Source organism: Novosphingobium subterraneum (assembly GCF_000807925.1).
In the GTDB taxonomy this organism is placed as follows: domain Bacteria; phylum Pseudomonadota; class Alphaproteobacteria; order Sphingomonadales; family Sphingomonadaceae; genus Novosphingobium; species Novosphingobium subterraneum.
Map to the genome: position 1 here is coordinate 83646 of NZ_JRVC01000013.1, position 23266 is coordinate 106911.

The window sequence follows — 23266 nt, forward strand, 5'->3', positions numbered from 1 at the left end:
GCGGGTTGCCGGCGGCAACGGACCGTTCGGGATCGAGGCGAAACCGCTTGACCCTGGACCATGGTCCTACCGGCATGATCGAGCGGATGACATGGGCAATTTCAAGATCGGCGAACTGGCCGCCGCGGCAGGCGTGGGCCGCGATACGATCCGCTATTATGAGCGGATGGGCTTGCTGCGCGAGCCCGCGCGCACGGCAGCGGGCTACAGGCTCTACGACGCGACCGACCTCGAGCGCGTCAATTTCATCCGCTCGGCGCAGGAGCTTGGTTTCACACTCGAACAGGCCCGGCAGCTGCTGGCGCTCAGGGCGTCGGACACCGCGCATGCCCAGGCCGTGCTCGATATCACGCTTGCCAAGATCGCTGACGCCGAAGCCCGGCTCGAGCGCCTGTCGGATATCCGCGACATGCTGCGGATGCTCGCCGACGAATGCCCGGGCGAAGTGCCCGTCTCCGATTGCCCGATCCTCGCCTTCCTGACGGCGCGGCGGAAAGACCAGCAGCATAACAAGAAACATCAGGCAGCGCAGGACGAACGATCATCACTAGCGAAAGGGGTTTTGTCATGACGAAAATGCGTTTGATCGCCGTCCTCACGCCGGCGCTGCTTCTAGGCGCCTGTGTAACCACGCGGCCGACCTCGGCGCAGGTCGAGAGTTGCCGGGCGATGGAGGGCAATATGGGTCTCCAGACGCCGCATGATCATGGCGAGATGAAGGGGCAGGGGCGCAACCCGATGAACCTCTCGCACGACCGGTGCCTTCAGATCCTGCGCAGCGCGCAATGAGCCGGTCCGGGCGCCATCCCCGGCGCCCGGGACCACAGTTTTCAAGCCAAGGAGCAAGCTATGATCAACCATGCGAAAAAAGCCCTTCCGCTTGTCGGCGGAAGCCTGTTGCTGGCGCTCGCGCTTTCGGGCTGCGACCGCCAGGCCGACCAGACGGTGCCGCCCGCGGCGAACAGCGTCGCCGCCACCCCGGTCCTGACCGACAGCGGCAACGCTGCAGACGCGGCGTCGATGGACGCGATGAGCAACCAGGCCGAGATGGAGCGGCATCACCGTCAGGCGATGGACCATGACGCGATGCGCGCCGGGGCCGGCAACCAGACCGCGCCGGCACCCGATCCCGCGCCGGGCAATGCGGCGATGCCGATGAAGGATATGTAGGCTCGCACACTAAGGGGATGAGGATGTCCAGGCGGATCAGCCTTCGACGCTTGAGCCTCGGCTGCGCAATCGCTCTCAGCCTGTCCGCGAGCGCGAGCGCGGGCGCGCAGGAGGGCGAGGATCATGCCGCGCATCATGGCGCAGGCATGCCGGCCGGCGGGGGCATGTCCGCACCGGCAGAGCCGGGGTCGTCGGACATGGCGAAGATGATGAACCCCATGATGGATCGCATGATCAATGGGGAAGGGGAGAATGAGCACGGCCACGAATCGCGCCGGACCGGCTTCATCTCGCAGCTGCTCGCCTTTCCCGCGCTCGACGAAGCGGCAAGGCAGCGGGTCGCTGCGCAGGCCGGCGAACGGGTAAGCACCGGTCTGGCGATGATCAACGCCGCCTCGGCCGACGGCGCGCGTGCAACCACGGTCTCGGCCCGGCTCGATGCGGCGCGCCGCCTGCGCGATGGAACCGACCTGTTCCGGTCCGGCACCGCCGCGCAGGGCGCGATCGGGGGCTTGCAGCCGCCCCGGGAGGTCGGCCTTGCCTGGCTGCGCGATCAGCTCGACATCGACCAGGCCGCGCCCGGCCATGCCGACCACTGGTTCGGCATCTCGCCCTCACACCTCCTTCTCATGCTCTTCCTGGGGCTGGTGAGCGCCACGCTGATCGCGCTGCAGATCTTCCGCCTCCGGCGGATCGGGGCGATCGCCGGCGGTGTCGCCACCGCCAAGACCTCGGAAAAGCCGGAGCCGAAGGCTGTCCCGCCCGCTGCGAAGCTCGCGCACGCACCTGCCCCCGTTGCCGGCAGCGCCGGGCTCGCCTCGAGCAATGCGGCCGCGCCCGCGGGAGCTTCGCTGCGCAAGCCCAAAAGCTGGGCGGGGCAGCTGCGCGTGGTCCAGATCGTGCGAGAGACGCCGAGCGTGCTGACCTTCCGGCTCGCGGACCCGGCCGCCGACCGGCTGCCGTTCGACTTCCTGCCGGGCCAGTTCCTGCAGGTCGAGGTAGAGCCCGAAGCGGGCAAGACCGCGCGCCGTTCCTACACGATCGCCTCTTCGCCGACCCAGCGGGCCTATGTCGAACTGACGGTCAAGCGCGAGGAGCAGGGCGTGGTCTCGCGATACCTGCACGACAAGGTCGTCGCCGACGATCTGCTGAAGGTCAGCGGACCGTTCGGCGCCTTCACCTTCACGGGAACGGATGCCCAGAGCATCGTGCTGATCGCGGGCGGGGTCGGCATCACCCCGATGATGTCGGTGCTGCGCTATCTCACCGACACCGCGTGGAAGGGTGATATCTTCTTCTTCTACGGCGCACGGTCGACCGAGGAATTCGTGTTCCGCGACGAGCTCGAACGGCTCGAACGCCGTTTTCCCAACCTCCATGTCGTCGCCGCGATGCAGCGCGCGCCCGGCACCGTCTGGATGGGCCCCGAAGGGCCGATCACCCGCGAGATGATCCTGGCCGCGGTGCCGGAGATCGCGAGCCGGCGGATCCATATGTGCGGCCCGCCGGCGATGATGGGCGCGATGCGCGGCGTGCTGGCGGAACTCGGCGTCCCCGAAGCGCAGCTGCACACCGAGGCGTTCGGTCCGGCCTCGCTGCCGGCCGACCACGAGGATCTCGAGGTCAAGCCCGCGCCCGCGCCAGCAGCTAAGCCGGCCCCGAGCGCCGAGGTGGCACCGAGCACGGTGACCTTCTCCGTGTCGGGGGTGTCGGCGGCTTTGCCCGCGGACGAGACCGTGCTCGAGGCGGCCGAGGGCGCGGGCGTCGAGATCCCCTATGCCTGCCGTGCGGGCACATGCGGCGCCTGCGTCGTCAAGCTGCTGCAGGGCGAGGTGACGATGGAGGTCGAGTCCGGCCTCGCGCCCGCCGACAAGGCGCAGGGCTATGTGCTCGCGTGCCAGGCGAAGGGCACGGGCACGCCGCTCGTGGTCGAAGCCTGATGCGCGAACGCAGCGACATCGCCGTCGGCCTGCTGGTCGCGTTCCTGCTGCTGTTCCCGTTCGGCTACCTCGTGCATGTGTCACCGCGCTTTCCGGGCAGCCTGGCCGGCGGGATCATCGGGATCGCAGCGCTCGTGCTGATGCTGCTGACGCTTCCCTATGTCGCGGCCAAGCATATCGCCTGGGTCGACAAGGCGCTCTCCCGGCTCGTCAGCAAGCCGACCCTGCTCGCCATCCACATCTATGCCGGCGTGCTGGCGCCGATCCTGGGTCTGGTCCACGCCGCGCACAAGCTCGAAAGCCCGGTCGGACTGCTTCTGACCATCCTTCTGCTGATGACGGTCATCACCGGCTTCATCGGCCGCTACCTGCTTGCCCAGCTTGGTCGGGCGCTGCGCGGACGCAGGTCGGAACTGGCTTCGCTTCGCGCCGCCTTCCTCGAGGAGCCGGCCGCGCCGACGCAGGCCGATACCGCAGCCGCGCCGCTGTCGGGCTGGAGGCGCTATCTGTTCGTCGCCGGGGATGCGCCCGCGGGCCAGCACCCCCAGGACAAGGCGGGGATCGCCGCGGCGCTGGCCGATACCGAATTCGCGATCCGCGCCGAAGAGGCGACCAACACCCTGTTCGCGCGATGGCGGTTCCTGCACATCCTGCTGGGCTGTCTCATCTTCGCGCTGCTCGCGCTCCACGTCGGCGCGGCGATCTATTACGGGCTGCGCTGGCTATGAGCTGGCAGCGTCTTTCCTACGCCGTCTTCATCGCGGCCCTGCTGGTGATGGTCGCCGCGGTCGCGATCCGGATGCGATCGGACGCGCCGAGGGATGCCGGCCTGATGGCGCAGCTCGTCTCGCCCGGCCCGCTCTCGAGCGCGCACCAGTCCTTCGCCGGCCAATGCACGGCCTGCCACACGCCGGGCAAGGGCGTCGAAACCCGGACCTGTCTCACCTGCCATGCGGGCACGGATTTCGGGACGAAGCAGTCGACTCAGTTCCACGCGAAAGCGACGCAGTGCACCTCCTGCCACGTCGAACATGAGGGAGAGCGCGGCATCATCCGCATGGATCACGCCGCCTTGCTCGACATGGCAAAGTGGCGGCAGCCTTCGGCGGGCATGTCGACAAACACTAGAAGCCTGACTCCCGAGACCGCGCTCAATTGCGCGAGCTGCCATGCGTTCCGCGATCCGCACCAGGCCCTGTTCGGCACCGACTGCGCGAGCTGCCACAAGACCGACAGCTGGAAGATCGTCAATTATCGCCATCCATCGGTCAATTCGACGCAGTGCGCCGAGTGCCACAAGGCGCCGCCGAGTCACTTCATGGAGCATTTCAGCATGGTCTCGCAGCGCGCAGCCGGATCGAAGGCGCGCGTCGACCAATGCTATGCCTGTCACGCCACCGACAGCTTCAACAATATCCGCAAGCGAGGCTGGTATGATCACCATTGAGGCCGACTGGCTGAGCGCCTTCTTCCGGCTCGCGGTGATTGGCCTGGAACTGGCGGGCACGCTGACCATCCTGGTCGGCGCGGGGCTCGCAACCTTTCTGTTTGCGCGGCGGGCGAGGGCGGGCGACCGGACCGAGGCCTATAGCGCGTTCCGCTCGGCGCTCGGCCGCAGCATCCTGCTCGGCCTGGAATTTCTGGTCGCCGGCGACATCGTCAAGTCGCTGGTGATCAACCCAACGCTCGACGATCTCATCGTTCTGGCCGGGCTGGTGCTGGTGCGGACCTTCCTGAGCATCTCGCTCGGGGTCGAGATCAACGGCCACTGGCCCTGGGAGGAAACCCGGATGGCGCGGGAGAAGGCGCGTGCGGCGTCGGATGGGTCGCCTGCGACGGCTGAGGCCGCCGGATGCGGCACAGCGCTCAAGGGATAGCAGATGGGAGGTGCATGATGATCGAGAGACGCGAATTGCTGATGGCCGGCGCCGGCCTTGCCGCCGCCGGAACGCTGGCTGTGCCGGCGGCGGCGCAGCAGCATCGAATGGAAGGGATGGCGATGTCGATGACGGACTGCATCGACGATTGCGTGGCTTCGCACCGCATGTGCCTGGAAACCGCCGCTTGGCTGACGAAGCAAGGCGGCGCGTCAGCTACGGCGTCGCTGATCGCCATGCTGAACGACTGTGCGGAACTGTGCCAGGCGACCGCCAACTCGATGCTGCGGGAATCTGCCCTGCACCGCATCGTCTGCCGCGCCTGCGCCGACGCTTGCGAGCGCTGCGCCGAGGAATGCGGACGCCATAGCGCGGACCAGCGGATCGCGCGTTGCTCGGCCACCTGCAAGAAATGCGCGGCGAGCTGCCGAACGATGGCGGACATGTCGAGCTGAGCGGCGCGCTTCGCACGTGCCCCACATAGTCACGTTCAGGCCAGAGCCCCCGGTCACAGCTTGTGTGTCCGACAACTACGCCAGGACAGCGATCATGGCACGTGGCACAAAGTCCGAGTATCCGGCAACGGCGGAAATCATCGCACCCGCCATCGCCGGAGCCTTCCGTGCCGCCACCCGATAGTCGGGTAATGCCGAGCACCATCTTTACGATTGCGTGAACGCTCCACGGTCGATCTGTATTGGAGAAGTCAGTGTCAACCGCCGAATTTGTCAACCGGCTACCCGAATTGCTCCGCCCCAATCCAGCAAGGGTAGTGATCAGACCCTATATGCCGTCGACGGAAACCTATAAATATGCGGTACCGGATCAGCCACGTGCGCAGCGCATCGCCGACCGCGTCCTGGCGCTCGACCCAGCATCGCTCCACGATGAGTTGCAACGCATTCTTGATGATTTCTCGGGAAGGCATCGTGAGGTTCCGTCCCTGTTTTTGCGGCGGTTCCACGAGGTTGATGGCATCATCGTCTGTGATTGCGAGGTCACCCATGAACAGGCGCTCTTGATCGGTGCCCATTTTTGCAACGAATATTCCTATGAGGCAGCAGCGCTTTTCAATCCGAGCATCGTCCTGCATCCTGATCAGTCTGCTGTACCTGAAAACTCTCTCCGATTCATTCTTTCCCTGCGAGGCGTGGGCGAGGGGCATATCTCCTCCGTCACCTTTCGCACCGGGTTTTGCGCCGCGGACGGAACCATAGCAATCAATCCTCCGAGCCCCATGCCGCTCGTGCTGGAGACTGAAAACATCTCCGGCGAGGACGGGCCGGACGCGGGCATTCGGATCAAGTGCGATGGCAGCCACGATCTCTCGGAGATCGTGATCTTTCCGACAACCCCCAGCCAGCGTGGTGGCATCGAAGACCTTCGCTTGGTCCGCTTCCTGGACGACGATGGCCGAGCCACCTATTTCGGTACATATACGGCATTTAGCGGCCAGTCCGTCCGGCAGGAGTTGTTGTCCACGCCGGACTTCCGGACATTCGAACTCAGACCGCTGCGTGGGGATGCCACCGGTAGCAAGGGCATGGCGCTTTTCCCCCGACGCATTGCCGGGCACTTTGCCATGCTTGGGCGCGAGGATAACGAAAATATCTGGTTCCTGACGTCCGCGGACATTCACGACTGGAGTGGCGGAGCGAAAGCCATCGAACCTCGCTGGCCTTGGGAGTTTGTCCAGATCGGTAATTGCGGATCGCCGATCGAGATCGACGAAGGCTGGCTGGTCGTAACTCATGGAGTCGGCGCCGTTCGGAACTATTGCATCGGGGCGTGCCTGCTGGACCGTGACGATCCCTCGAAGCTGCTGGCGCGGACGAAGCTACCGCTTTTGCGGTCGGACATGGATGAGCGCGAAGGTTATGTGCCAAACGTAGCCTACAGCTGCGGCGCGATGGTACATAATCGGGTGCTGGTACTGCCTTATGCCATTGCTGACAGCTTCACCACTTTTGCCACTATTCCTCTCGAGCGTCTGCTGGCCGCCATGGATTAGTCACTGTTGCCGACCTGTCCTGCTCTCGAGTCCGAACCATAGTTACACATCGGCACAACAACGATGCCAGTGCGATAATTTATGGCCATCTCAGAGACGGACTTCGCACATTACGTATACAGCAAGGCGGAAGGTGACACCATTTCACGGGCAAGCTCCGGAAGGGGCGACAATCGACCGGGCATATGCTCGATCGAACGGGAAACCCAGACTTGAAGGAATGGATACTTGCGCAAGAAGACGGCAATGATCGCTTCGCTCGCAGCTCTCGGCTTCCTCGCCGTCAGTGCCGGACCGGTGCTGGCGGACGGGATGCCGCCGGGCATGCCCGATCTTGAGGAGACCCTCAAGGCCAGGCCGGCGCCTGCCCAGCCCGATCCTGCCCACATGCAGGGCATGGCTCACGGTAAGGAGCAGATGCACGGCCAGATGATGCAGGGCCATCGAATGGCGATGCGGGATTCGCAGGACCAGGACGGCGCCTCCGGCATGTCACACAGGTCGGACGGTGGTTGCTGACCCTGCCATCATTCCATCAGACGACAAGGTTGACGGACAAGATCATGGCCGCTTTCAACCGAAGCCTTGGTCCGCCGTTCCCACGGCGGGCCAATCGCTTTTCTGGCCGGTCTCAGGACGAGAAAACCAGGCCGGGTCACATTTTTGATCGATCCCGGATCATCATTTTACGCGCCTGCTCCAGCAGGCACACGGCCGATCGGATTTCGATTCGTAAGTTACGTATACAGACTGCGTCTCGCTAGCAGCATTGAAGCTTCGGAATTGCCGGGATCGGAACGTCGATCGGGCAACAGGAAGAACACTCGGAGACCCTCAATGCGACAGACGACATTTCTCGCGGCGCCCGTCAGCCTCTTCGCGACGCTAACCTTCGCCGCCGGCACCGCTCTCGCCCAGTCGACGCCCGCGCCCGCGCAGGCTGCGCCGGCCCATGCCCACCAGCAGGGCATGGATCATGGCGGGCAGCAGATGCACGATCAGATGATGAAGGATCATCAGGCCGGCGCGCAGAAGCAGCAGGGGCAACCGGCCCAGCAGGATCAACAGGGCATGTCGGGGATGGCCGGCATGTCCGGCGGCTCGCCTGCATCGAACGGCTCGGGCATGGCCGGTAAGGCGAAGAGTGGCTGCTGCAAGATGCCGATGAAGAAGGCCAAGCCGGCGGCGAAGAAGAAGACCGCCAAGCCCATGGCCGACAAGCCGATGAGCGACATGTGAGGTTTCCAGCCCCGAGAACAGACCCCAGGGGCTGAGGGCCCGCCGTTCCCCCGCGGCGGGCCAGTTCTTTGACGATGCCCAGCGTCGCCCCGTGCTCCCAGCTTTCAAAACCGGGTCCGAGCGTCTGACTTGACAGAGGAAACAGCGATGCGAAAACATCTTGGCGTCGGTGCTGCTGTTGGCTTTCTGCTCTTTGGCAGCACGCCGCTCCTCGCACAGGGTATCGGCCATAGCTTGTTCATGCGCGGCAAGATCGTCCGTATGGATGCGGGCGGCACAGTGGCCTGCCTGGGTAAGGCCGATGGCGCGCACATCGGGCAGATACTCGAAGTCTATCACGCAACGCCGCGCCACCGCCGTCTTGTCGGTCATGTCGAAGTCGACCAGATTTTCGACGACCATTATGCTCATTTCCGCGTGAGGGACGGGACGCTTCAGAAAGGCGATTGGGTGAGCCTAAAGTGCGTCCGGGCGTAACGCCAGAATTGGAATGCCAAGCGCCGCCCTCGCCAAAAGAAGACTCGGCCGAGTAACGCCTGTCTCGGCATAATTCCGATCAGGCGTGCGCGAATACGTTCAGGAGTCGATGAATAGTCATCGGCTCTGTTGGCGTGTCTGACCCTCAAGCCCGCGACCCCGATACCAGACTACCTTCTGCGGAACTTACTTATAGGCCACCCGGGCAAAGAGATTACTCCGTCAGGCCATCGATAGAGATGGAGTCAGGTTATGTTCGAGGAGGCGATCGGGACCATTAACGCGGCGGCCTCCTTCCGACACCGCTATGATAATTTCATCGGAGGCCGCTGGAGCGCTCCTGCGGGCGGCGAGTATTTCGCCGACACGAGCCCGATCAATGGCGCCCAGATCGCAGAGTTCGCGCTGTCGACGCCGGAAGATGTCGAGCGCGCGCTCGATGCGGCGCACGCCGCCAAGGATCAATGGGCAAGGATCGCGCCCGCCGAACGCGCCAGGATTCTCAATCGCGTCGCCGACCGGCTCGAAGACAATCTGGAGTTGCTGGCACTTGCCGAGACGATCGACAATGGCAAGCCGATCCGCGAGACGCGCGCTGCCGACGTGCCGCTCGCGATCGACCATTTCCGCTACTTCGCCGGCTGCATCCGGGCGGAGGAAGGCGGCATCTCGACGATCGATGCGGACACCATCGCCTATCATTTCCGCGAGCCGCTCGGCGTCGTCGGCCAGATCATCCCGTGGAACTTCCCGCTGCTGATGGCGGCGTGGAAGATCGCCCCGGCGCTGGCGGCGGGCAACTGCACCGTCATCAAACCCGCATCCCAGACGCCGCTCACCTTGCTGATGTTCGCCGAGCTCACCGCCGACATCCTGCCGCCCGGCGTGCTCAATGTCGTTACCGGCCCGGGACGGACCGTTGGCCAGGCGATCGCCGCCAATCCGCGCATCGCCAAGGTCTCGTTCACCGGCGAGACCGTCACCGGCAAGCAGATCATGCACGCCGCGGCGGACCATCTGATCCCCCAGACGATGGAGCTTGGCGGCAAGTCGCCCAACATCTTCATGGCGGACGTGCTCGACGAGGACGATGCCTTCTTCGACAAGGCGCTCGAAGGCTTTACTTTGTTCGCCTTCAACAAGGGCGAGGTCTGTACCTGCCCGTCGCGCGCCCTGATCCATGAGTCGATCTTCGACCGCTTCATCGAGCGCGCCGTGGCGCGCGTCGCCGCGATCCGCCAGGGCGATCCGCTCGACCCGTCGGTCCAGGTCGGCGCGCAGGCGTCGGAGGACCAGCTCCACAAGATCCTGGGCTATATCGATATCGGCAAGGCCGAGGGCGCGCAGTGTCTGGTCGGTGGCGCCAGGGCGCTGCCGGGCGGTGCGCTCGACCAGGGCTATTTCGTGCAGCCGACCGTGTTCGTGGGTCAGAACCACATGCGCATCTTCCAGGAGGAGATCTTCGGTCCCGTCCTGTCGGTCACCACGTTCAAGACGGTCGAGGAGGCGATCGCACTTGCCAATGACACCGCCTACGGTCTTGGCGCGGGCGTCTGGACCCGGAGCGGCAACACCGCCTACCGGCTCGGCCGCGCGATCGAGGCCGGGCGGGTCTGGACCAACTGCTATCATCAGTACCCCGCCCATGCCGCCTTCGGCGGATACAAGGCATCGGGCTTCGGGCGTGAAAACCACCGGATGATGCTCGATCATTATCAGCAGACCAAGAATCTGCTCGTCTCCTATGACGAGCACGCGCTCGGCCTATTCTGACCCCCCGCTTAAAAGGAGAAACGGACATGGCGAAAACCATGAAAGCGGCGGTCGTCCGCGAATTCGGCAAGCCCCTGGTCATCGAGGAGGCGCCGATCCCGGCGGTCGGCCCCGGGCAGATCCTGGTCAAGATTGCGGCAACCGGCGTGTGCCATACCGACCTGCACGCGGCAGAAGGAGACTGGCCGGTCAAGCCCAACCCGCCCTTCATTCCTGGCCATGAAGGCGTCGGGCATGTCGCCGCCGTCGGTGCAGGCGTCACCCATGTGAAGGAAGGCGACCGGGTCGGTGTGCCCTGGCTCTACACCGCCTGCGGGCACTGCGTGCATTGCCTGGGTGGCTGGGAGACGCTTTGCCACGAACAGCAGAACACCGGCTATTCGGTCAATGGCAGCTTTGCCGAATATGTCCTCGCCGATCCCAACTATGTTGGTCACCTTCCCGACAATGTCGACTTCCTCGACATTGCGCCGATCCTCTGCGCGGGCGTCACCGTCTACAAGGGATTGAAGGCCACCGAGGCCCGACCCGGCGAGTGGGTGGTCGTCTCCGGCATTGGCGGGCTCGGCCACATGGCGGTGCAATATGCCCGAGCCATGGGTCTCAATGTGGCCGCGGTCGACATCGACGATAGCAAGCTCGACCTCGCTACACGCCTTGGCGCCACACTGACGGTCAACGCGCGCAACGAGGACCCTTCGGCAGCGCTCAAGAAAGCCATTGGCGGCGCGCACGGGGCGCTGGTGACCGCCGTTTCGCCCAAGGCGTTCCAGCAGGCGCTCGGCATGGTCCGGCGCGGCGGCACGGTCGCGCTCAACGGCCTGCCGCCGGGCGACTTCCCGTTGTCGATCTTCGACACCGTGCTGAACGGCATTACCGTGCGCGGCTCGATCGTTGGCACGCGGCTCGATCTGCTCGAGGCACTGGCGTTCGCCGGCGAGGGCAAGGTCAAGGCCACGGTCCATGCGGACAGGCTCGAGAACATCAACGACGTCTTCTCCCGCATGCATCATGGCGACATCGAGGGCCGGATCGTCCTCGACCTCGCCTGAAGCCGACTTCGCGAAAGTACAGTTCATGTCTCCCTTACATATCCGGCCGATCGCGCGGCGCCGTTTCGTCCAGGGGCTGGCGATCGGCGGCGCGGTCGCCGGTTTCGCCCCGGCGCTTCTCGCGCGATCCGCACCAACCTTGCCCGCTGAGCTGAGCGGGACCGAGTTCGACCTCGAGATCGCCGAGCTGCCGGTCAACTTCACCGGCAAACGCCGTATCGCGACCGCCGTGAACGGCAGCGTGCCCGCGCCGGTCCTGCGCCTGCGCGAAGGCGACACGGTCACGCTGCGCGTACGCAACGGCCTCAAGGAGATGTCGAGCATCCATTGGCACGGCATCATCGTGCCGGCGGAGATGGACGGCGTGCCCGGCATCAGCTTTGCCGGCATCGCGCCGGGCGAGACCTTCACCTATCGCTTCGAGGTCCGCCAGAGCGGAACCTACTGGTATCACGCTCACACGCTCGCCGAGCAGACGGGACTCTATGGAGCGATCATCGTGGAGCCAAAACAGGTGCCGACGGCGCGGGCGCCCGATCGCGACTATTGCATCGTGCTCAGCGACTGGTCGGACGAGCCGCCGCTGCAGATCTTCCTCAATCTCAAGAAGCAGAGCAGCTACTATAATTTTGCGCAGCCGACCGCCGGCGATTTCCTCAAGGATGTCGGCACCATGGGCTTGGGCAAGGCGCTCGAGCGGCGGCGGATGTGGAACAGCTCGCGGATGAACCCGACCGACTACAGCGATGTCTCTGCCGCGACCTACACCTATCTGATGAACGGCGCGCCGCCCGCCGGCAACTGGACCGGTATCGCCGCGCCCGGCGAGCGCGTGCGCCTGCGCTTCGTCGGCGCGGGGACGGCGACGTTCTTCGACGTGCGGATCCCCGGGGTCGAGCTGACGGTCGTATCGACCGACGGGCAGCCGGTCGAGCCGGTCACGGTCGAGGAATTCCGGATCGGCCCGGGCGAGACCTACGACGTCGAGTTCACCATGCCCGAGGGCGGCGCCCGCACCATCTTCGCGCAGGCGATCGATCGGAGCGGCTATGCGCGTGGCACGATCGCACCGGCCCCGGGCATGGCGGCAGCCGTGCCGCCGCTCGATGCCCGGACCTGGCTCGAGCCGGTCGACATGATGGGCGCGATGGCGACGATGGGCGCAATGGGAGGCGACGCGCATGCCGGGCACGGCATGACCGAGATGCCGGCCAGGGCACGGCACGCCCGCACCGAATATGGCGCCAATACCGACATGCGCGTCGACTATCCGCGCACCAATCTCGACGATCCCGGCGCCGGGCTGCGCGGGCGCGGCTGGCGCGTGCTGACGCTGGCCGATCTGCGCACGCCGGGCGGCGATCCCGACCCGCGCGAGCCCGAGCGCGACATCGAGCTGCATCTGACGGGCAATATGGAACGGTTCATCTGGTCGCTCGACGGCATCAAGCTCAACGATTCCAGGCCGCTTCATTTCAAGCCAAACGAGCGGCTGCGCGTCACCTTCGTCAACGACACGATGATGGCGCATCCGATGCATCTGCACGGCATGTGGAGCGATGTCGAAGGCCCGGACGGCGCCTTCCAGGTCCGCAAGCATACGGTCGTGGTCCAGCCCGCCCAGCGGGTGAGCTTCCGCGTCACCGCCGACGCCATGGGCCGATGGGCCTTCCACTGCCATCTGCTCTATCACATGGCGGCCGGCATGTTCCGGGAGGTGGTGGTCGCATGATCCGGATTTTCCCCTCGCGCGGCATCGCTCTTGGCGCTGCCCTCTTCCTGGCGCCGGCGATCACGGCTCCCGCCCTCGCGCAGGATGCCTCGCCCCCGTCGCCCGCCGCCACCCCTGCCCAAACGGCCACTCCCGCTCAGCACACCCCTTCCGCGCAAGGCTCTCAGGACCATGCGGGCATGGACATGCCGGGCATGGATATGACCGACACGAAGGCGTCCGGTAACGGCGCCACGATGGACATGGGCTCGATGCAGGGCGGCCAGGCCCCGCCGGACGCGCGCAACTCGGACGATTATGCCGACGGCTACCGCAACTCGACGCTGCCGGGCTATGAGATGGCCGACAAGCTCTCAATCCCCAAGATACTTGTCGATGAGCTTGAGTTCACCAGCGGCAACGAGGGTCAGGGCGTGGGCTGGACCGTGCTCGTCACCAAGGGTCAGGACAATGACAAGCTCTGGCTGCGCAGCCAGGGGCTCAAGAACTCCCGCGACCAACGTCTCGATCCGGAGAGCAGCGTCGAGGCGCTGTGGTGGCACAGCAAGAACCCGTTCTGGGGCACGCTGCTCGGGGTCAGGCAGGATCTCGGCAAGGGTGCGACCACCTGGCTGGCCGCCGGCGTCGAGGGACTGGCGCCCTATTGGTTCGACGTCCAGCTCACCGGCTATGTAGGAACCGATGGGCGTCTCGCGGCGCGCGCCAAGGCGTCCTATGAGGTCTTGTTCACCAATCGGTTGATCCTTACGCCGCAGGTGGAGACCAATATCTATTCGAAGCGGTCGAGCGATCGGCAGCTCGGCAGCGGCTTCAGCAATGTCGAGCTGAGCGGACGGTTGCGCTACGAGGTGTCGCGCAAGTTCGCGCCCTATATCGGCTTCGTCTGGGAGCGCGCGTTCGATGGCACGGCGGGCTTCCGACGCCTGCGGGGCGAGGGGTCATCCGAACACCGGCTGGTGATCGGCTTGCGCGCCTGGTGGTGATCCGCGGATGGCCACTCGAGGGGTCGACCGCGAACGCGCCGCGTGACAAGGCTGGATCGCAAGCCAACGGTCGCTGGCCGGCCTCCTTTTTCGTCTTGTTGCTCGCGGCGGCTGCGGCGTCGGCGGGACAGACGGCCATTCTCGCCTTCCTTCCGGCACTGGTCGACCCGGCTCGTGGCGCGCTATCGTCAAGCGCTCATGATTTTCATGTCGCGAGCCTGACCGCGGTCCATCCCCTGGCAGCCTTGCTGGCGGCGCCGCTCTGGGGCTGGATCGCGGACCGGGTCGACTATCGGGCGATGTTGCGCGCAGCGCTGGTCATCCTCGCCCTGGTGACCGCGCCGATCGGCCTCGTCGGGCTGCCTGAGCTTTATGCATTGCGCCTGGTGGCGGGGATGGCGTCGGCCGCCATCATACCGTTGGGCTTGCTCTGCGCGAGCTTTGCCGCAAACGAGCGCGCGGACCAGGCGCGGCGCTTCACCTGGCTGACCGCCTTCTTGTTTCTGGGCGATCTCGCCGGTCCGCTGGTGGCGGAGGTCTCGGCCGCGATCCTGCCCCGCGCTCCCCTCATGATCCTCGCTTTCGGCATCGGTGCCGTCGGGGCGGCGCTTTGCGCCGTGCGTCTGCCGCGCTGGTGTGCACCTTGCATCGATGGCGGAGACCTGCCCGCGCCGACGCTCGGCGCGACGCTGATCCTGCTTTTCGTCACGATCGTCGCGGGCGGCGGGCTGGCGGCGATGCATGTCAATCTCCTGGTGACGCGGAGCGTCATTTCGCTGAGCCGCGAAGAGATCGCCTGGATGCTCAGTCTCTGCGGATTGGGCATGCTGGCAGCACAGATCTTCCATGCGAGGCTCGATTGGCTGGTGACCATGCCGAGGCGGCTTGCGGGGCTGACGCTCGGCCTGCTGGCTGCGGCGCTCTTCCTGTTCCCTGTCGCCGCGAGCATGGCCGAACTCAGTGGGATCATCGTTGCTGCCGGCTGGAGCTCGGCAACCCTTCGATTGGTCACCAGCTTCTGGATCAGCGGTGCGGCAGCCCCTTCGGGTCTGAAGCTCGGTCTCCAGCATTCCGCCGCCAGCATCGGGCAGGCGCTCGCGCCGCTGGCGATCGCCGTCGTCGCTCCCGGGGCGCAGCACTTAGTCTTGTGGGGGATTGGTGGTCTGTCGCTGGCGCTGCTTGTGTCCTTGCCGCTCGCCTGGAGGCCGCGCGCCATCGTGAAATCTTCAGCGTGATGAGGGGTAGGGGGCATCAATGCGTATAGATCATTAGGAACCCTATCGCATGCTTCCGGGAGCCGTTCATGAAGACCCGTCTTTCTGCCGCCTTGCTGTTCCTCGCCCTGCCCGGCGCAGCGCTTGCGGCGAATGATGTCGTCGTCCACCGGGACCCGGGTTGTGGATGCTGTGAGAAGTGGGCCCAGGCGCTTCGCGCGAAGCTGGGCCGCACGGTCGTCATGCGCGACGATGCGTCGCGCGGGGCGCTTCAGCGGAGGGCCGGCATGCCGGGCACGCTGGCATCCTGCCACAGCGCGATGGTTGATGGCTATCTGATCGAGGGCCATGTCCCGGTCGCCGATATCAAGCGCCTGCTGGCAACCCGTCCCGTAGGCGTCAGAGGCATTGCGGTGGCGGGGATGCCGATCGGCTCGGAGGGCATGGAAGTGGCAGGCGCCGCCCGCCAACCCTATGCGGTGGTGTCGTTCGGCAGTTCGGGCCAGAAGGTCTTCGCGCGGCATTGATCACGCACGCCTCGGCTCTCGCTGGTGATTTCCTGTTTGAATGACTGGGACTTGCTCGCCCCCACCTGTATAGTCATTTGATGCATGCTCCCGCTCGCCCCCATAGCCGCGCATCCGCTCCCCGGACGAAAGCTGCTTCTGTGGGCGAACCCGCGGTCGACGCTGCCGGTGCGGAGAAGCAACCTCGCTATGTGGCGATCAAAGACAGCATTTTCGAGGACATCCGGGAAGGTCGCCTGAAGCCCGGCGACCAGACGCCGTCAGAGGCCGAGCTCGTCGAGACGTTCAAAGTCTCGCGCATGACCGCAAACCGGGCGTTGCGGGAACTGCAATCGGCCGGTGTCGTGGTACGGCGGGCGGGGCGGGGCAGCTTTGTCGCCGAGCCCCGGCCGATCGGGCAGCTGATCGAGATCCGCAACATCGCGGAGGAGGTGCGCGGCAGGGGCCACGCCTATCGCGCGCGCGTCATTTATAATATCGAGATACGGGCTGATGCGGAAAGGGCAGCTCTGCTGGAAGTCGGCTTGGGCACGCGCCTCTTCCATTCGCTTATCGTCCATCACGAGACCGAATTCCCAATTCAGGTCGAGGAGCGCTTTGTGCTGGCATCTGCTGCGCCACGCTACGGAGAGAGGGATTTCAGCGCCTCGACGCCGAATGAATATCTGACACGTGTTGCCCCGCTCGAGCGAGTAGAGCACCGGGTGTGCGCGGCGATGCCGGATACAGCCATGCGAACAATGCTGGGCCTCGCTGAAGGAGAACCAGTGCTAATGATGACGCGCAGAACCTGGAGTCGCGGACGTCTCGTATCGCACGCTTGGCTCACGCACCCGGGCAATCGGTTCGAGCTATCGGCGGCTTTTTCTGTTGGGACCTAGCGATCAGCCCGCGCCCAACTTGACGGCCGATTTGCGCCTGCGCCGCAACCATCGCACGTCGGCGCGACTGAAGCTCTTAAACAGCAGGTAGAAGCCCGTCCCCGACAGCCACAAAGTACCGAACGCAACGAAGACGATCAGCGGGTGATTGAAGCTGGTGCGGTTCACATAGTCCATATTGTGGAGCATCCAGAAGAAATCCCAGGTGCGCCATGTGTCGCCGCGCATGACCAGGAATCGGCCGGTGTCGGCGGAGATGTAGGCGCTGCTGTTCTCTGCGTCCGCGAAATCCAGTCGCCACATGGTGCCTTCGTGCTCGCGCGCTTCCACATTCGGTTCGGCGAGCAACGTTGCCTTGCGGATCGGTGCTTCATTCACCATCGTCGCGACGTCGCGCGCGACCTGCTCGTCGACCCGAACCGGGGCGCCGCTCGTCGCGTCGATTAGCCGCGTGCCCGTGGTGGATCGAAGCTCGTAGACGGGGCGTGTGGCAAGGGACCGCAAGGCGATGCCGAGCACGGGACCATCAAGAGCGAGCTTTGCCGGCGCAATATAGTCACCGGCAGGTAGGGCGTGCTGATGGCTGGCCTGCGCACTGTGTCCGCCGACCTTCTCCTGATCGAGCAAGGCCATCATCGAGCCGCTCAGAGCCCAAAGGAGAAACTGCACGCCCAGGATCAGGCCGACCCATTTGTGGATGCGCCGAAAAAAGAGCGGGGTGAACCGGATTTTCTTCATGCCTTCTTCTTCCTGCGCCGCGGGAACGACCAAAGCAGCAGCCAAGCCCCGGCCAGCGCCATGGCAAGGGCACTCCAGGTCGCCACGCGCAGCAGCGGATTGTTGACGTCGGAGCGATCGTCATAGTCCATGATGTGCAGCATCCACGCGAAATCGAACACGCGCCACAGCGCATGGCGGCGCGAGATCAGCTCACCGGTCTGCGGAGAGAGATACAGGGTTGGCCGGTTCCAGGCATCGAATTCGACCTGCCAATAGGGAGGCTTGCGCGCCTGCATTTCCAGTGGCGCCGTCGTCAGCAGCCGGGCTGCGACGATGTCCCCGGTGCCGCTGTAGATGCGCCGAGCGGCGGCGCGGATTTGTGCCTCGCTCAAATCGGGGATGGGCTGTCCCGAACCTGCATCGAAGAGTCTTGGACCACCCGAGGTTTGCGCGCGCCAGACGGGCTGATCCATGAACCGTTGCAGGCGGATCTCGGACGCGTCGGGAGCCGATTGAACAATCCGCGCCGGCGGGACGAAGCTCGCAAGGTCGATGGGGGCGACGACCGGTGGGCGGACCAGATCGTCGCCATGGATGATGTCGATATGGACGGCCACCATATAGAAGCCGGTCAGCGTCCAGAGCAGAACCTGGACGCCGACGATCAGGGCCAGCCACTTGTGCGTCCGGCGGATGACCAAAGGCCAGCGAATTGCCATGTGCTGCCCTTCAGAACGCGGTTCGGAAGCCGGCGTAGAAGCGCCGTCCGAGCAGATCATAGGTCATCGTGTCGGTGTTGGCATCGGTGAAGCTCTGGATATAGGGCGCCTTGCGGTCGAACAGATTATCGGCCCCGATCTGGAAACGTGTCTTCTCGTCGATCGCGAAGGCAAGCTGAAGATTGTGGTAGAAGACGTTCGGCGTGCGGTAGCCGATGTCGCCGGCCGATGCGTTGAAGTCGGTCGCCTTGCCGATCCATTGTGTCGACCAGGTCGCGCTGATGCCGTCCTTTTCCGCCGTCAGCACGCCATAACCACGCCATTTCGGATAGCCGCCATTGCCGCCCCCGATAAACCCGTCGAAATAGATCGGCGCGCCGCCGGGGAAGGGGTTTACGACATATTTGTTGAGATAGGTCATGTTGAGATCCAAGGAGATCTTCACCTCGCCCACCGCACCACTGTACACCAGACCCAGATCGAGACCATTCATCTCCTCGCGGCCGGTGTTGATGGGCTGGGCGGAGAGGTAAGTGACCTCGCCGGTCAGCGCGCTGCGCGTAAAGTCGCTGCAGAACGGGTGCGACAGGTTCTGGCTCGCATAGCAGACTGCGAGCTTGGTCGAGCCGGGAATGGCCCGGATCGCGTCCTTGATCTTGATGTCGAACCAGTCTGCCGTCAGCGACAACCCTGGGATGATGCCGCGCGGCGATATCACCGTACCAACGGTCCAGGTCGTGGAGCTTTCGGGCCGAAGGCTCTGGTTACCGCCCACTGTGGTGAGGATCGTGGTGCCGAGCTGCGTATAGTTGGCCGGCACACCGGACGCCTGACAATTGGCGATCAAGGTCACGTTGCCGCTGGAGGTGTAGCGCGAGCAGGGATCGGTCGTGGTCAGATTGCCTTCCGAGACGCCGCCGAAAAGCTCCGGCACGTTGGGAATGCGAAAGCCCGTCCCATAAGTGCCGCGCAGACGGATGCTGTCATTGACTACCCAGTCGGCACTGAGCTTGTAATTCCAGTCGCTCCCGAAGAGATTATAGTCTGAGTAGCGGACTGCGCCATCGAGCGTGAGCGCCTTGGCGAAAGCTGTGTTGGCAAGCACCGGCACCGATAGCTCGAGATAGGCTTCCTTGGCGGTGCTCGAGCCCGAAATAGGATCCTGCTGATTGACGTTCGCCACGCCGAGCACCGTCAACGGGTCGGGATCGCGCCAGCCTTTTTCGCGCCGATAGACCACGCCGGTGGCGAAGGACACCGCGCCGGCTGGAAGGGAGAAGAGATCGCCGTTGAGGTCAGCCGTGACCGTGCCGAGTTCGTTGCCTCCGCGATCGCGCGAGGTGAACAGAATATAATCCAGAACCTGAGGTGTCAGGTCTCCGAACCCAAGATAGTCACCGCAGGGGATGGCCGCGCCCGCCGTGCTGGAGCATTTGCTCCTGTCGAGCGTGTTCGCGACGCGCTCGAGATTGGCGATGTTGGTCGAGCCGTCGACGGCCGTGTTACGCCCGAAGCTGCCCGCGACTTCCCAGGCCCAGTCGTTCGCCAGCTTGCCGCGCAGCCCGAAGGTGCCTTGCCAGGTATCGGTCTCCTGGAAGAAGTGGCGCGCGCCGGGTTCGGCGAGGCGGCGCTGGGCCAGGACCAGGTTCTGGCCGGTCGGATTGGTCGGATTGCTGGCTGGTATTGAGAGATTGCGCAGCGTGCCGGGTGTAGCGATCTGATTCGACTTGCGGAACGTATAGAGGAACTCGCCGAACGCCTGGATACCGTCGGTCAGCGCATAGTCCGCGAAGAAGGCCGTGCTGACGCGCTCGACTGGGCTGACCGCATTGAGAAACGGGTTCGAGTTGAAGTTGTGCTTGGCGGGACTGTAAGGCTCGTAGAAGTTCCCGTTCCCTCCGGGTACCTGGTTGAAGTTGATCTGTTGGCCGTTGGGCAGCACCGCGCGTCCGCCGATCGTCGAGGCGCTGTTGACGCAGCTCAGCGAGCCCGGCGTCGTTTCAGCGAGCGAGCAGGGCGCACGCGAGGCCATGTTGACGGCGCTGGTCTTCTGGTAGGTGACTGCTGCCATGAACCCGCCACGATCGTTGCGAATGCCCCAAAGTAGGTCCGCGGTGAGATCGGAGCCGTCGCCGCGCTCGGTAATGCCTTGTCGGACGCTGAGACCCAGGCCTTCATAATCGGTGCGCGTGACAAGGTTGACCACGCCGGCCATGGCATCGGCCCCGTAGATAGCGGACGCGCCATCCTTGAGGACATCGGTGCGTGCCAGCGCCACGACCGGGATCATGTTGAGATCGGGTGAGGAATTGGCGCCGGTGCCGCCCGCGACGAGGCGTCGGCCGTTGAGGAGCACGAGTGTGCGCTTGATGCCGAGGCCGCGCAGATTGACCTGAGCAGTGCCATAACCGTTGTTGGTCCAGTAGGCCGATGTCTGGTTGCCCGCGAAGCCGGCATTGGCCGGCAAACGCTGCAAGGCGGTTTCGATATTGACGATGCCGGTATTTTGGATCTGCTCGGCGGTGACCACGGTGGCCGGTCCAACCCCGGCCAGATCCTGCCGACGGATTCGTGAGCCGGTAACGACGATGTCGCTGTCATCCCCCAGGACTTGTGCTTTTGGCTGCGGTGTCGGATCGGCCTGAGCGAGAGCCGGCGCGGCGTAGCCCGCGACGATGGCGGCGCTGCCGAGCAGGGCCATCCTGATGGTCATGTGCAATCCCCCTGACGTTTTAGAACAGCCACAGACAACATCAGTTGTATATACAGGTCAACAGTATTTTTCCTGTTTTTCCAATACCTTATTCTCGTGAAATTTAGATATAGATATAGCTATAATACGCACGCCAGACGTCGAACCCTCATGACTGAAGAGATATTTTTGCGAGCGCTCATTTGTAAAGCTGCTGAGATAGGAGATAGAATATCATATCGTAATACAGCCTCGCACGCTTCGATTTGATGATCGGGACATTTGGCCGGCAAGAATGCGAAGCGGCATGATCACATGTTATTGGTGTCGGCGTGATATACCTAGGTATAGCGCTAGAGATGCTCCGGGAACATTAGTCCTTTGCTGAGCTTGCACGCGCCAGGGAAAGTAATACCGATGCGGACCGCATTTGATCCTCGTTTCCTGGATGTGTCGCGCCTTCTTCCGGATTGAGCCGCAGGTTCGCCTTTTGAGGCAGATGAAACGACTCCTGACGAAACGTCGTGCGACGAGTCCGGCGACCTGAGATCGTCGCGCAGCCACTGGGTCACTTGGCGATGATCCAATCCGGTTCGGCAGTGGCGGCGCAGTCCTCGAACGTCGATCGCATCCGCGGAGCCGACGGGCCGGCTTGTGCATGAGCCGCCCTGATTTTGCCGCTGGGCAGTACGGCAGGTTGCGAAAAATGCTTGCTGTGTCCCGGTCGGCGCGCGGGCGTGCAGCTCGCGCCTCGCACGATCACACGCGCAGCAGTCGCCCCACCGCCCGCATGATCGTCGCCCGGCGCGCCGCGTGCTCGGCAGCGTCGCGTGCAGCTCCGGTCATGCACCAGAGCTGGGTGAGGGCGGCGACAAGCCGGACGACATCCAGGGGCGTGAAGTCGGCGACGATCCGCCCCTCGGCCTGCGCCGCTGCGATCCCGTCCAGCTTCTCCCCGAGAAGGACCTCGCCGGCCGGGAGCATCAGAACATCCTGGCCACGCTCCAAATGATGCCAGGTCAGCAGCCTCCACAGGCGCGGGCGTTCGACCAGCAAGTCATAGGTGCGCCCCGCATAACCCTCAAGATCATTGGGATCGAAGCGATCGGCATGCGCCGCGTCCATCACTTCCTGCGTCAGCGCGGCATCGAAGAGCGCCTCCTTGTCCCCGAAATAGGTGTAGAGCATCGGCTTGCTGATACCCGCCGCCTGCGCAATCCGGTCGATCCGCGCGCCCGCCAGCCCATGGGACGCGAACTCCTCGGTCGCTGCAGCCAGGAGCGTCTCGCGGCTCTGTGCGGCATTCCGCCGGGTTCGTTGCTTCATCACACCTCCAAGCATTGACGCATTCCAGGTTTCAAGTTGCCTACCAGTTGGTAATATATGGAGTAACATATGTCCAATCACTGGTTTCTCACGGGCGCGTCCAGCGGCATCGGCCGCCATCTGGCCGAACTGATCCTGGCCGCTGGCGACGACCTTACCGCGACGGCCCGCAAGCCCGAAAGCCTCGATGATCTCGCGGCGAAATATCCGAGCCAGCTGCGCGTCGAAGCGCTCGACGTCACGGTCAAGGACGATATTGCTGCGGTCGTGGCCCGGGCGCAGGCGCGTCGACCCGTCGATATTCTGGTCAACAACGCCGGCGGCGGCGTGATCGGCGCCACCGAAGAGATGTCGGACGCCGAGGTCGAAGGCCAGATCGCGCTCAATCTCATGGCGCCCATCCACATCACCCGCGCCTTTGTCCCCGCCATGCGGCTGCGCGGGAGCGGCCGGATCATCCAGATCTCCAGCGCTAGTGGTCAGGGCTCGCTTCCGACGAGCAGTCTCTATCATGTGGCCAAATGGGGCCTGGAGGCTTCAGCGAATGCCTCCGCCAGGAGCTTGAACCCTTCAACCTGTTCGTGACACTGATCGAGCCGGGCGGGGCGCGCACCAGCTTCAGCCACAATCTGCAATTCGCCAGCGAGATCGCCGCGTATCGCGATACGCCCGCCGGCCATATCCGCAAGATGTTCGAGACCGCCGGAAACGAGCTCTACACGCTCGACCCGCAAAAGATCGCGCAAGCGATCGTTGATGTCGCAACCAGCGACCATCCGCCGCTGCGCGTGACTCTGGGGGGTGACGCTTTCGGCGTTGTCCAGGCGGCGCTGCAATCGCGGCTCGCCTTTCTGCAGTCCCAGGAAGCGCTCGCGCGCTCGGTCGCTTTCGACAGTTGAGCTTTTCCGTCTTCCAGCTTTCGTCTCCGCGCGG

At 64.4% G+C, this 23266-nt stretch carries 25 protein-coding genes; 21 read left to right on the top strand and 4 right to left on the bottom strand.

Going from position 1 to position 23266, the window contains the following annotated elements; genetic code table 11:
• Positions 1-91: 91 nt before the first annotated feature.
• The 19 genes from NJ75_RS13665 to hutC all read left to right on the top strand — a co-directional run bounded on the left by NJ75_RS13665 (position 92) and on the right by hutC (position 16876).
• Positions 92-571 (top strand): heavy metal-responsive transcriptional regulator, encoded by a 480-nt coding sequence (locus NJ75_RS13665; RefSeq protein WP_004212654.1) that lies wholly within the window; start codon positions 92-94, stop codon positions 569-571.
• On the top strand, positions 568-789 hold the full coding sequence (locus NJ75_RS13670; RefSeq protein ID WP_039335409.1) for a hypothetical protein: 222 nt from the start codon (positions 568-570) through the stop codon (positions 787-789). The genes NJ75_RS13665 and NJ75_RS13670 overlap by 4 nt, the downstream gene beginning before the upstream one ends.
• Before the next feature lie 60 nt (positions 790-849).
• On the top strand, positions 850-1170 hold the full coding sequence (locus NJ75_RS13675) for a hypothetical protein (protein ID WP_039335411.1): 321 nt from the start codon (positions 850-852) through the stop codon (positions 1168-1170).
• A 23-nt stretch (positions 1171-1193) separates the two neighbouring features.
• On the top strand, positions 1194-3110 hold the full coding sequence (locus tag NJ75_RS13680; protein ID WP_039335413.1) for a 2Fe-2S iron-sulfur cluster-binding protein: 1917 nt from the start codon (positions 1194-1196) through the stop codon (positions 3108-3110).
• On the top strand, positions 3110-3838 hold the full coding sequence (locus tag NJ75_RS13685; protein WP_017503491.1) for a hypothetical protein: 729 nt from the start codon (positions 3110-3112) through the stop codon (positions 3836-3838). Before NJ75_RS13680 ends, NJ75_RS13685 begins: the two co-directional genes overlap by 1 nt.
• Positions 3835-4557 carry a cytochrome c3 family protein gene (locus tag NJ75_RS13690; protein WP_039335417.1) on the top strand — a complete coding sequence of 241 codons (723 nt, stop codon included), beginning with the start codon at positions 3835-3837 and terminating at the stop codon, positions 4555-4557. Before NJ75_RS13685 ends, NJ75_RS13690 begins: the two co-directional genes overlap by 4 nt.
• On the top strand, positions 4544-4987 hold the full coding sequence (locus tag NJ75_RS13695) for a DUF1622 domain-containing protein (protein WP_007406411.1): 444 nt from the start codon (positions 4544-4546) through the stop codon (positions 4985-4987). The genes NJ75_RS13690 and NJ75_RS13695 overlap by 14 nt, the downstream gene beginning before the upstream one ends.
• A 14-nt stretch (positions 4988-5001) precedes the next feature.
• Complete coding sequence (locus NJ75_RS13700; RefSeq protein ID WP_015449267.1) at positions 5002-5442, top strand: four-helix bundle copper-binding protein; 441 nt, start codon at positions 5002-5004, stop codon at positions 5440-5442.
• A 254-nt stretch (positions 5443-5696) separates the two neighbouring features.
• Entirely contained in the window at positions 5697-6998 is a 1302-nt protein-coding gene (locus tag NJ75_RS13705) for a glycoside hydrolase family 130 protein (protein ID WP_438830636.1), read from the top strand.
• A 228-nt stretch (positions 6999-7226) separates the two neighbouring features.
• A complete protein-coding gene (locus NJ75_RS13710; RefSeq protein ID WP_007406388.1) occupies positions 7227-7517 on the top strand; it encodes a hypothetical protein in 291 nt (96 codons plus the stop codon).
• 318 nt (positions 7518-7835) lie between these two features.
• Entirely contained in the window at positions 7836-8237 is a 402-nt protein-coding gene (locus NJ75_RS24900; RefSeq protein WP_015449265.1) for a hypothetical protein, read from the top strand.
• A gap of 147 nt (positions 8238-8384) precedes the next feature.
• Entirely contained in the window at positions 8385-8714 is a 330-nt protein-coding gene (locus tag NJ75_RS13720) for a hypothetical protein (RefSeq protein ID WP_039335426.1), read from the top strand.
• Positions 8715-8966: 252 nt separating this feature from the next.
• Positions 8967-10487 carry an aldehyde dehydrogenase family protein gene (locus NJ75_RS13725; RefSeq protein WP_039335428.1) on the top strand — a complete coding sequence of 507 codons (1521 nt, stop codon included), beginning with the start codon at positions 8967-8969 and terminating at the stop codon, positions 10485-10487.
• Positions 10488-10513: 26 nt separating this feature from the next.
• Positions 10514-11539: an alcohol dehydrogenase AdhP gene (gene adhP / locus NJ75_RS13730; RefSeq protein ID WP_037569599.1), complete on the top strand. Its 1026-nt coding sequence runs from the start codon at positions 10514-10516 to the stop codon at positions 11537-11539.
• Positions 11540-11564: 25 nt separating this feature from the next.
• On the top strand, positions 11565-13271 hold the full coding sequence (locus NJ75_RS13735; protein ID WP_015449263.1) for a copper resistance system multicopper oxidase: 1707 nt from the start codon (positions 11565-11567) through the stop codon (positions 13269-13271).
• Complete coding sequence (locus NJ75_RS13740) at positions 13268-14254, top strand: copper resistance protein B (RefSeq protein WP_174544608.1); 987 nt, start codon at positions 13268-13270, stop codon at positions 14252-14254. The genes NJ75_RS13735 and NJ75_RS13740 overlap by 4 nt, the downstream gene beginning before the upstream one ends.
• A complete protein-coding gene (locus tag NJ75_RS13745; RefSeq protein ID WP_015449261.1) occupies positions 14248-15489 on the top strand; it encodes an MFS transporter in 1242 nt (413 codons plus the stop codon). The genes NJ75_RS13740 and NJ75_RS13745 overlap by 7 nt, the downstream gene beginning before the upstream one ends.
• A 68-nt stretch (positions 15490-15557) precedes the next feature.
• Positions 15558-15995, top strand: a complete 438-nt coding sequence (locus NJ75_RS13750) for a DUF411 domain-containing protein (RefSeq protein WP_004213035.1) — start codon at positions 15558-15560, stop codon at positions 15993-15995.
• 191 nt (positions 15996-16186) lie between these two features.
• Positions 16187-16876 (top strand): histidine utilization repressor, encoded by a 690-nt coding sequence (gene hutC / locus NJ75_RS13755; RefSeq protein WP_230588639.1) that lies wholly within the window; start codon positions 16187-16189, stop codon positions 16874-16876.
• A 3-nt stretch (positions 16877-16879) separates the two neighbouring features.
• Here hutC and NJ75_RS13760 read toward each other — a convergent pair whose 3' ends face one another.
• From NJ75_RS13760 to NJ75_RS13775, 4 genes are all read right to left on the bottom strand, one after another.
• Positions 16880-17614, bottom strand: a complete 735-nt coding sequence (locus NJ75_RS13760) for a PepSY domain-containing protein (RefSeq protein WP_004213137.1) — start codon at positions 17612-17614, stop codon at positions 16880-16882.
• Positions 17611-18315 (bottom strand): PepSY domain-containing protein, encoded by a 705-nt coding sequence (locus tag NJ75_RS13765; RefSeq protein WP_015449260.1) that lies wholly within the window; start codon positions 18313-18315, stop codon positions 17611-17613. Before NJ75_RS13765 ends, NJ75_RS13760 begins: the two co-directional genes overlap by 4 nt.
• A 10-nt stretch (positions 18316-18325) precedes the next feature.
• Positions 18326-21028, bottom strand: coding sequence for a TonB-dependent receptor domain-containing protein (locus NJ75_RS13770; RefSeq protein WP_015449259.1), 2703 nt, complete (start codon positions 21026-21028; stop codon positions 18326-18328).
• Between the two features lie 738 nt (positions 21029-21766).
• Positions 21767-22333 carry a TetR family transcriptional regulator gene (locus NJ75_RS13775; RefSeq protein ID WP_039335533.1) on the bottom strand — a complete coding sequence of 189 codons (567 nt, stop codon included), beginning with the start codon at positions 22331-22333 and terminating at the stop codon, positions 21767-21769.
• A gap of 69 nt (positions 22334-22402) precedes the next feature.
• On the opposite strand from NJ75_RS13775, the gene NJ75_RS25105 reads away from it, so the two are divergent.
• Positions 22403-22918, top strand: a complete 516-nt coding sequence (locus NJ75_RS25105) for an SDR family NAD(P)-dependent oxidoreductase (protein ID WP_236727150.1) — start codon at positions 22403-22405, stop codon at positions 22916-22918.
• A complete protein-coding gene (locus NJ75_RS25110; RefSeq protein WP_234792544.1) occupies positions 22915-23232 on the top strand; it encodes a Rossmann-fold NAD(P)-binding domain-containing protein in 318 nt (105 codons plus the stop codon). The genes NJ75_RS25105 and NJ75_RS25110 overlap by 4 nt, the downstream gene beginning before the upstream one ends.
• Positions 23233-23266: the final 34 nt, after the last annotated feature.

Bases quoted from the DNA above. Each gene is read 5' to 3' on its own strand.
- NJ75_RS13735 (WP_015449263.1), top strand. From the start codon at position 11,565: ATGTCTCCCTTACATATCCGGCCGATCGCGCGGCGCCGTTTCGTCCAG.
- NJ75_RS13665 (WP_004212654.1), top strand. From the start codon at position 92: ATGGGCAATTTCAAGATCGGCGAACTGGCCGCCGCGGCAGGCGTGGGC.
- NJ75_RS24900 (WP_015449265.1), top strand. From the start codon at position 7,836: ATGCGACAGACGACATTTCTCGCGGCGCCCGTCAGCCTCTTCGCGACG.
- NJ75_RS13685 (WP_017503491.1), top strand. From the start codon at position 3,110: ATGCGCGAACGCAGCGACATCGCCGTCGGCCTGCTGGTCGCGTTCCTG.
- NJ75_RS13670 (WP_039335409.1), top strand. From the start codon at position 568: ATGACGAAAATGCGTTTGATCGCCGTCCTCACGCCGGCGCTGCTTCTA.
- NJ75_RS13760 (WP_004213137.1), bottom strand. From the start codon at position 17,614: ATGAAGAAAATCCGGTTCACCCCGCTCTTTTTTCGGCGCATCCACAAA.
- NJ75_RS13700 (WP_015449267.1), top strand. From the start codon at position 5,002: ATGATGATCGAGAGACGCGAATTGCTGATGGCCGGCGCCGGCCTTGCC.
- NJ75_RS13675 (WP_039335411.1), top strand. From the start codon at position 850: ATGATCAACCATGCGAAAAAAGCCCTTCCGCTTGTCGGCGGAAGCCTG.
- NJ75_RS13680 (WP_039335413.1), top strand. From the start codon at position 1,194: ATGTCCAGGCGGATCAGCCTTCGACGCTTGAGCCTCGGCTGCGCAATC.
- NJ75_RS25105 (WP_236727150.1), top strand. From the start codon at position 22,403: ATGTCCAATCACTGGTTTCTCACGGGCGCGTCCAGCGGCATCGGCCGC.
- NJ75_RS13695 (WP_007406411.1), top strand. From the start codon at position 4,544: ATGATCACCATTGAGGCCGACTGGCTGAGCGCCTTCTTCCGGCTCGCG.
- NJ75_RS13725 (WP_039335428.1), top strand. From the start codon at position 8,967: ATGTTCGAGGAGGCGATCGGGACCATTAACGCGGCGGCCTCCTTCCGA.
- adhP (WP_037569599.1), top strand. From the start codon at position 10,514: ATGGCGAAAACCATGAAAGCGGCGGTCGTCCGCGAATTCGGCAAGCCC.
- NJ75_RS13770 (WP_015449259.1), bottom strand. From the start codon at position 21,028: ATGACCATCAGGATGGCCCTGCTCGGCAGCGCCGCCATCGTCGCGGGC.
- NJ75_RS13690 (WP_039335417.1), top strand. From the start codon at position 3,835: ATGAGCTGGCAGCGTCTTTCCTACGCCGTCTTCATCGCGGCCCTGCTG.
- NJ75_RS13720 (WP_039335426.1), top strand. From the start codon at position 8,385: ATGCGAAAACATCTTGGCGTCGGTGCTGCTGTTGGCTTTCTGCTCTTT.
- NJ75_RS13740 (WP_174544608.1), top strand. From the start codon at position 13,268: ATGATCCGGATTTTCCCCTCGCGCGGCATCGCTCTTGGCGCTGCCCTC.
- NJ75_RS13750 (WP_004213035.1), top strand. From the start codon at position 15,558: ATGAAGACCCGTCTTTCTGCCGCCTTGCTGTTCCTCGCCCTGCCCGGC.
- NJ75_RS13775 (WP_039335533.1), bottom strand. From the start codon at position 22,333: ATGAAGCAACGAACCCGGCGGAATGCCGCACAGAGCCGCGAGACGCTC.
- NJ75_RS13765 (WP_015449260.1), bottom strand. From the start codon at position 18,315: ATGGCAATTCGCTGGCCTTTGGTCATCCGCCGGACGCACAAGTGGCTG.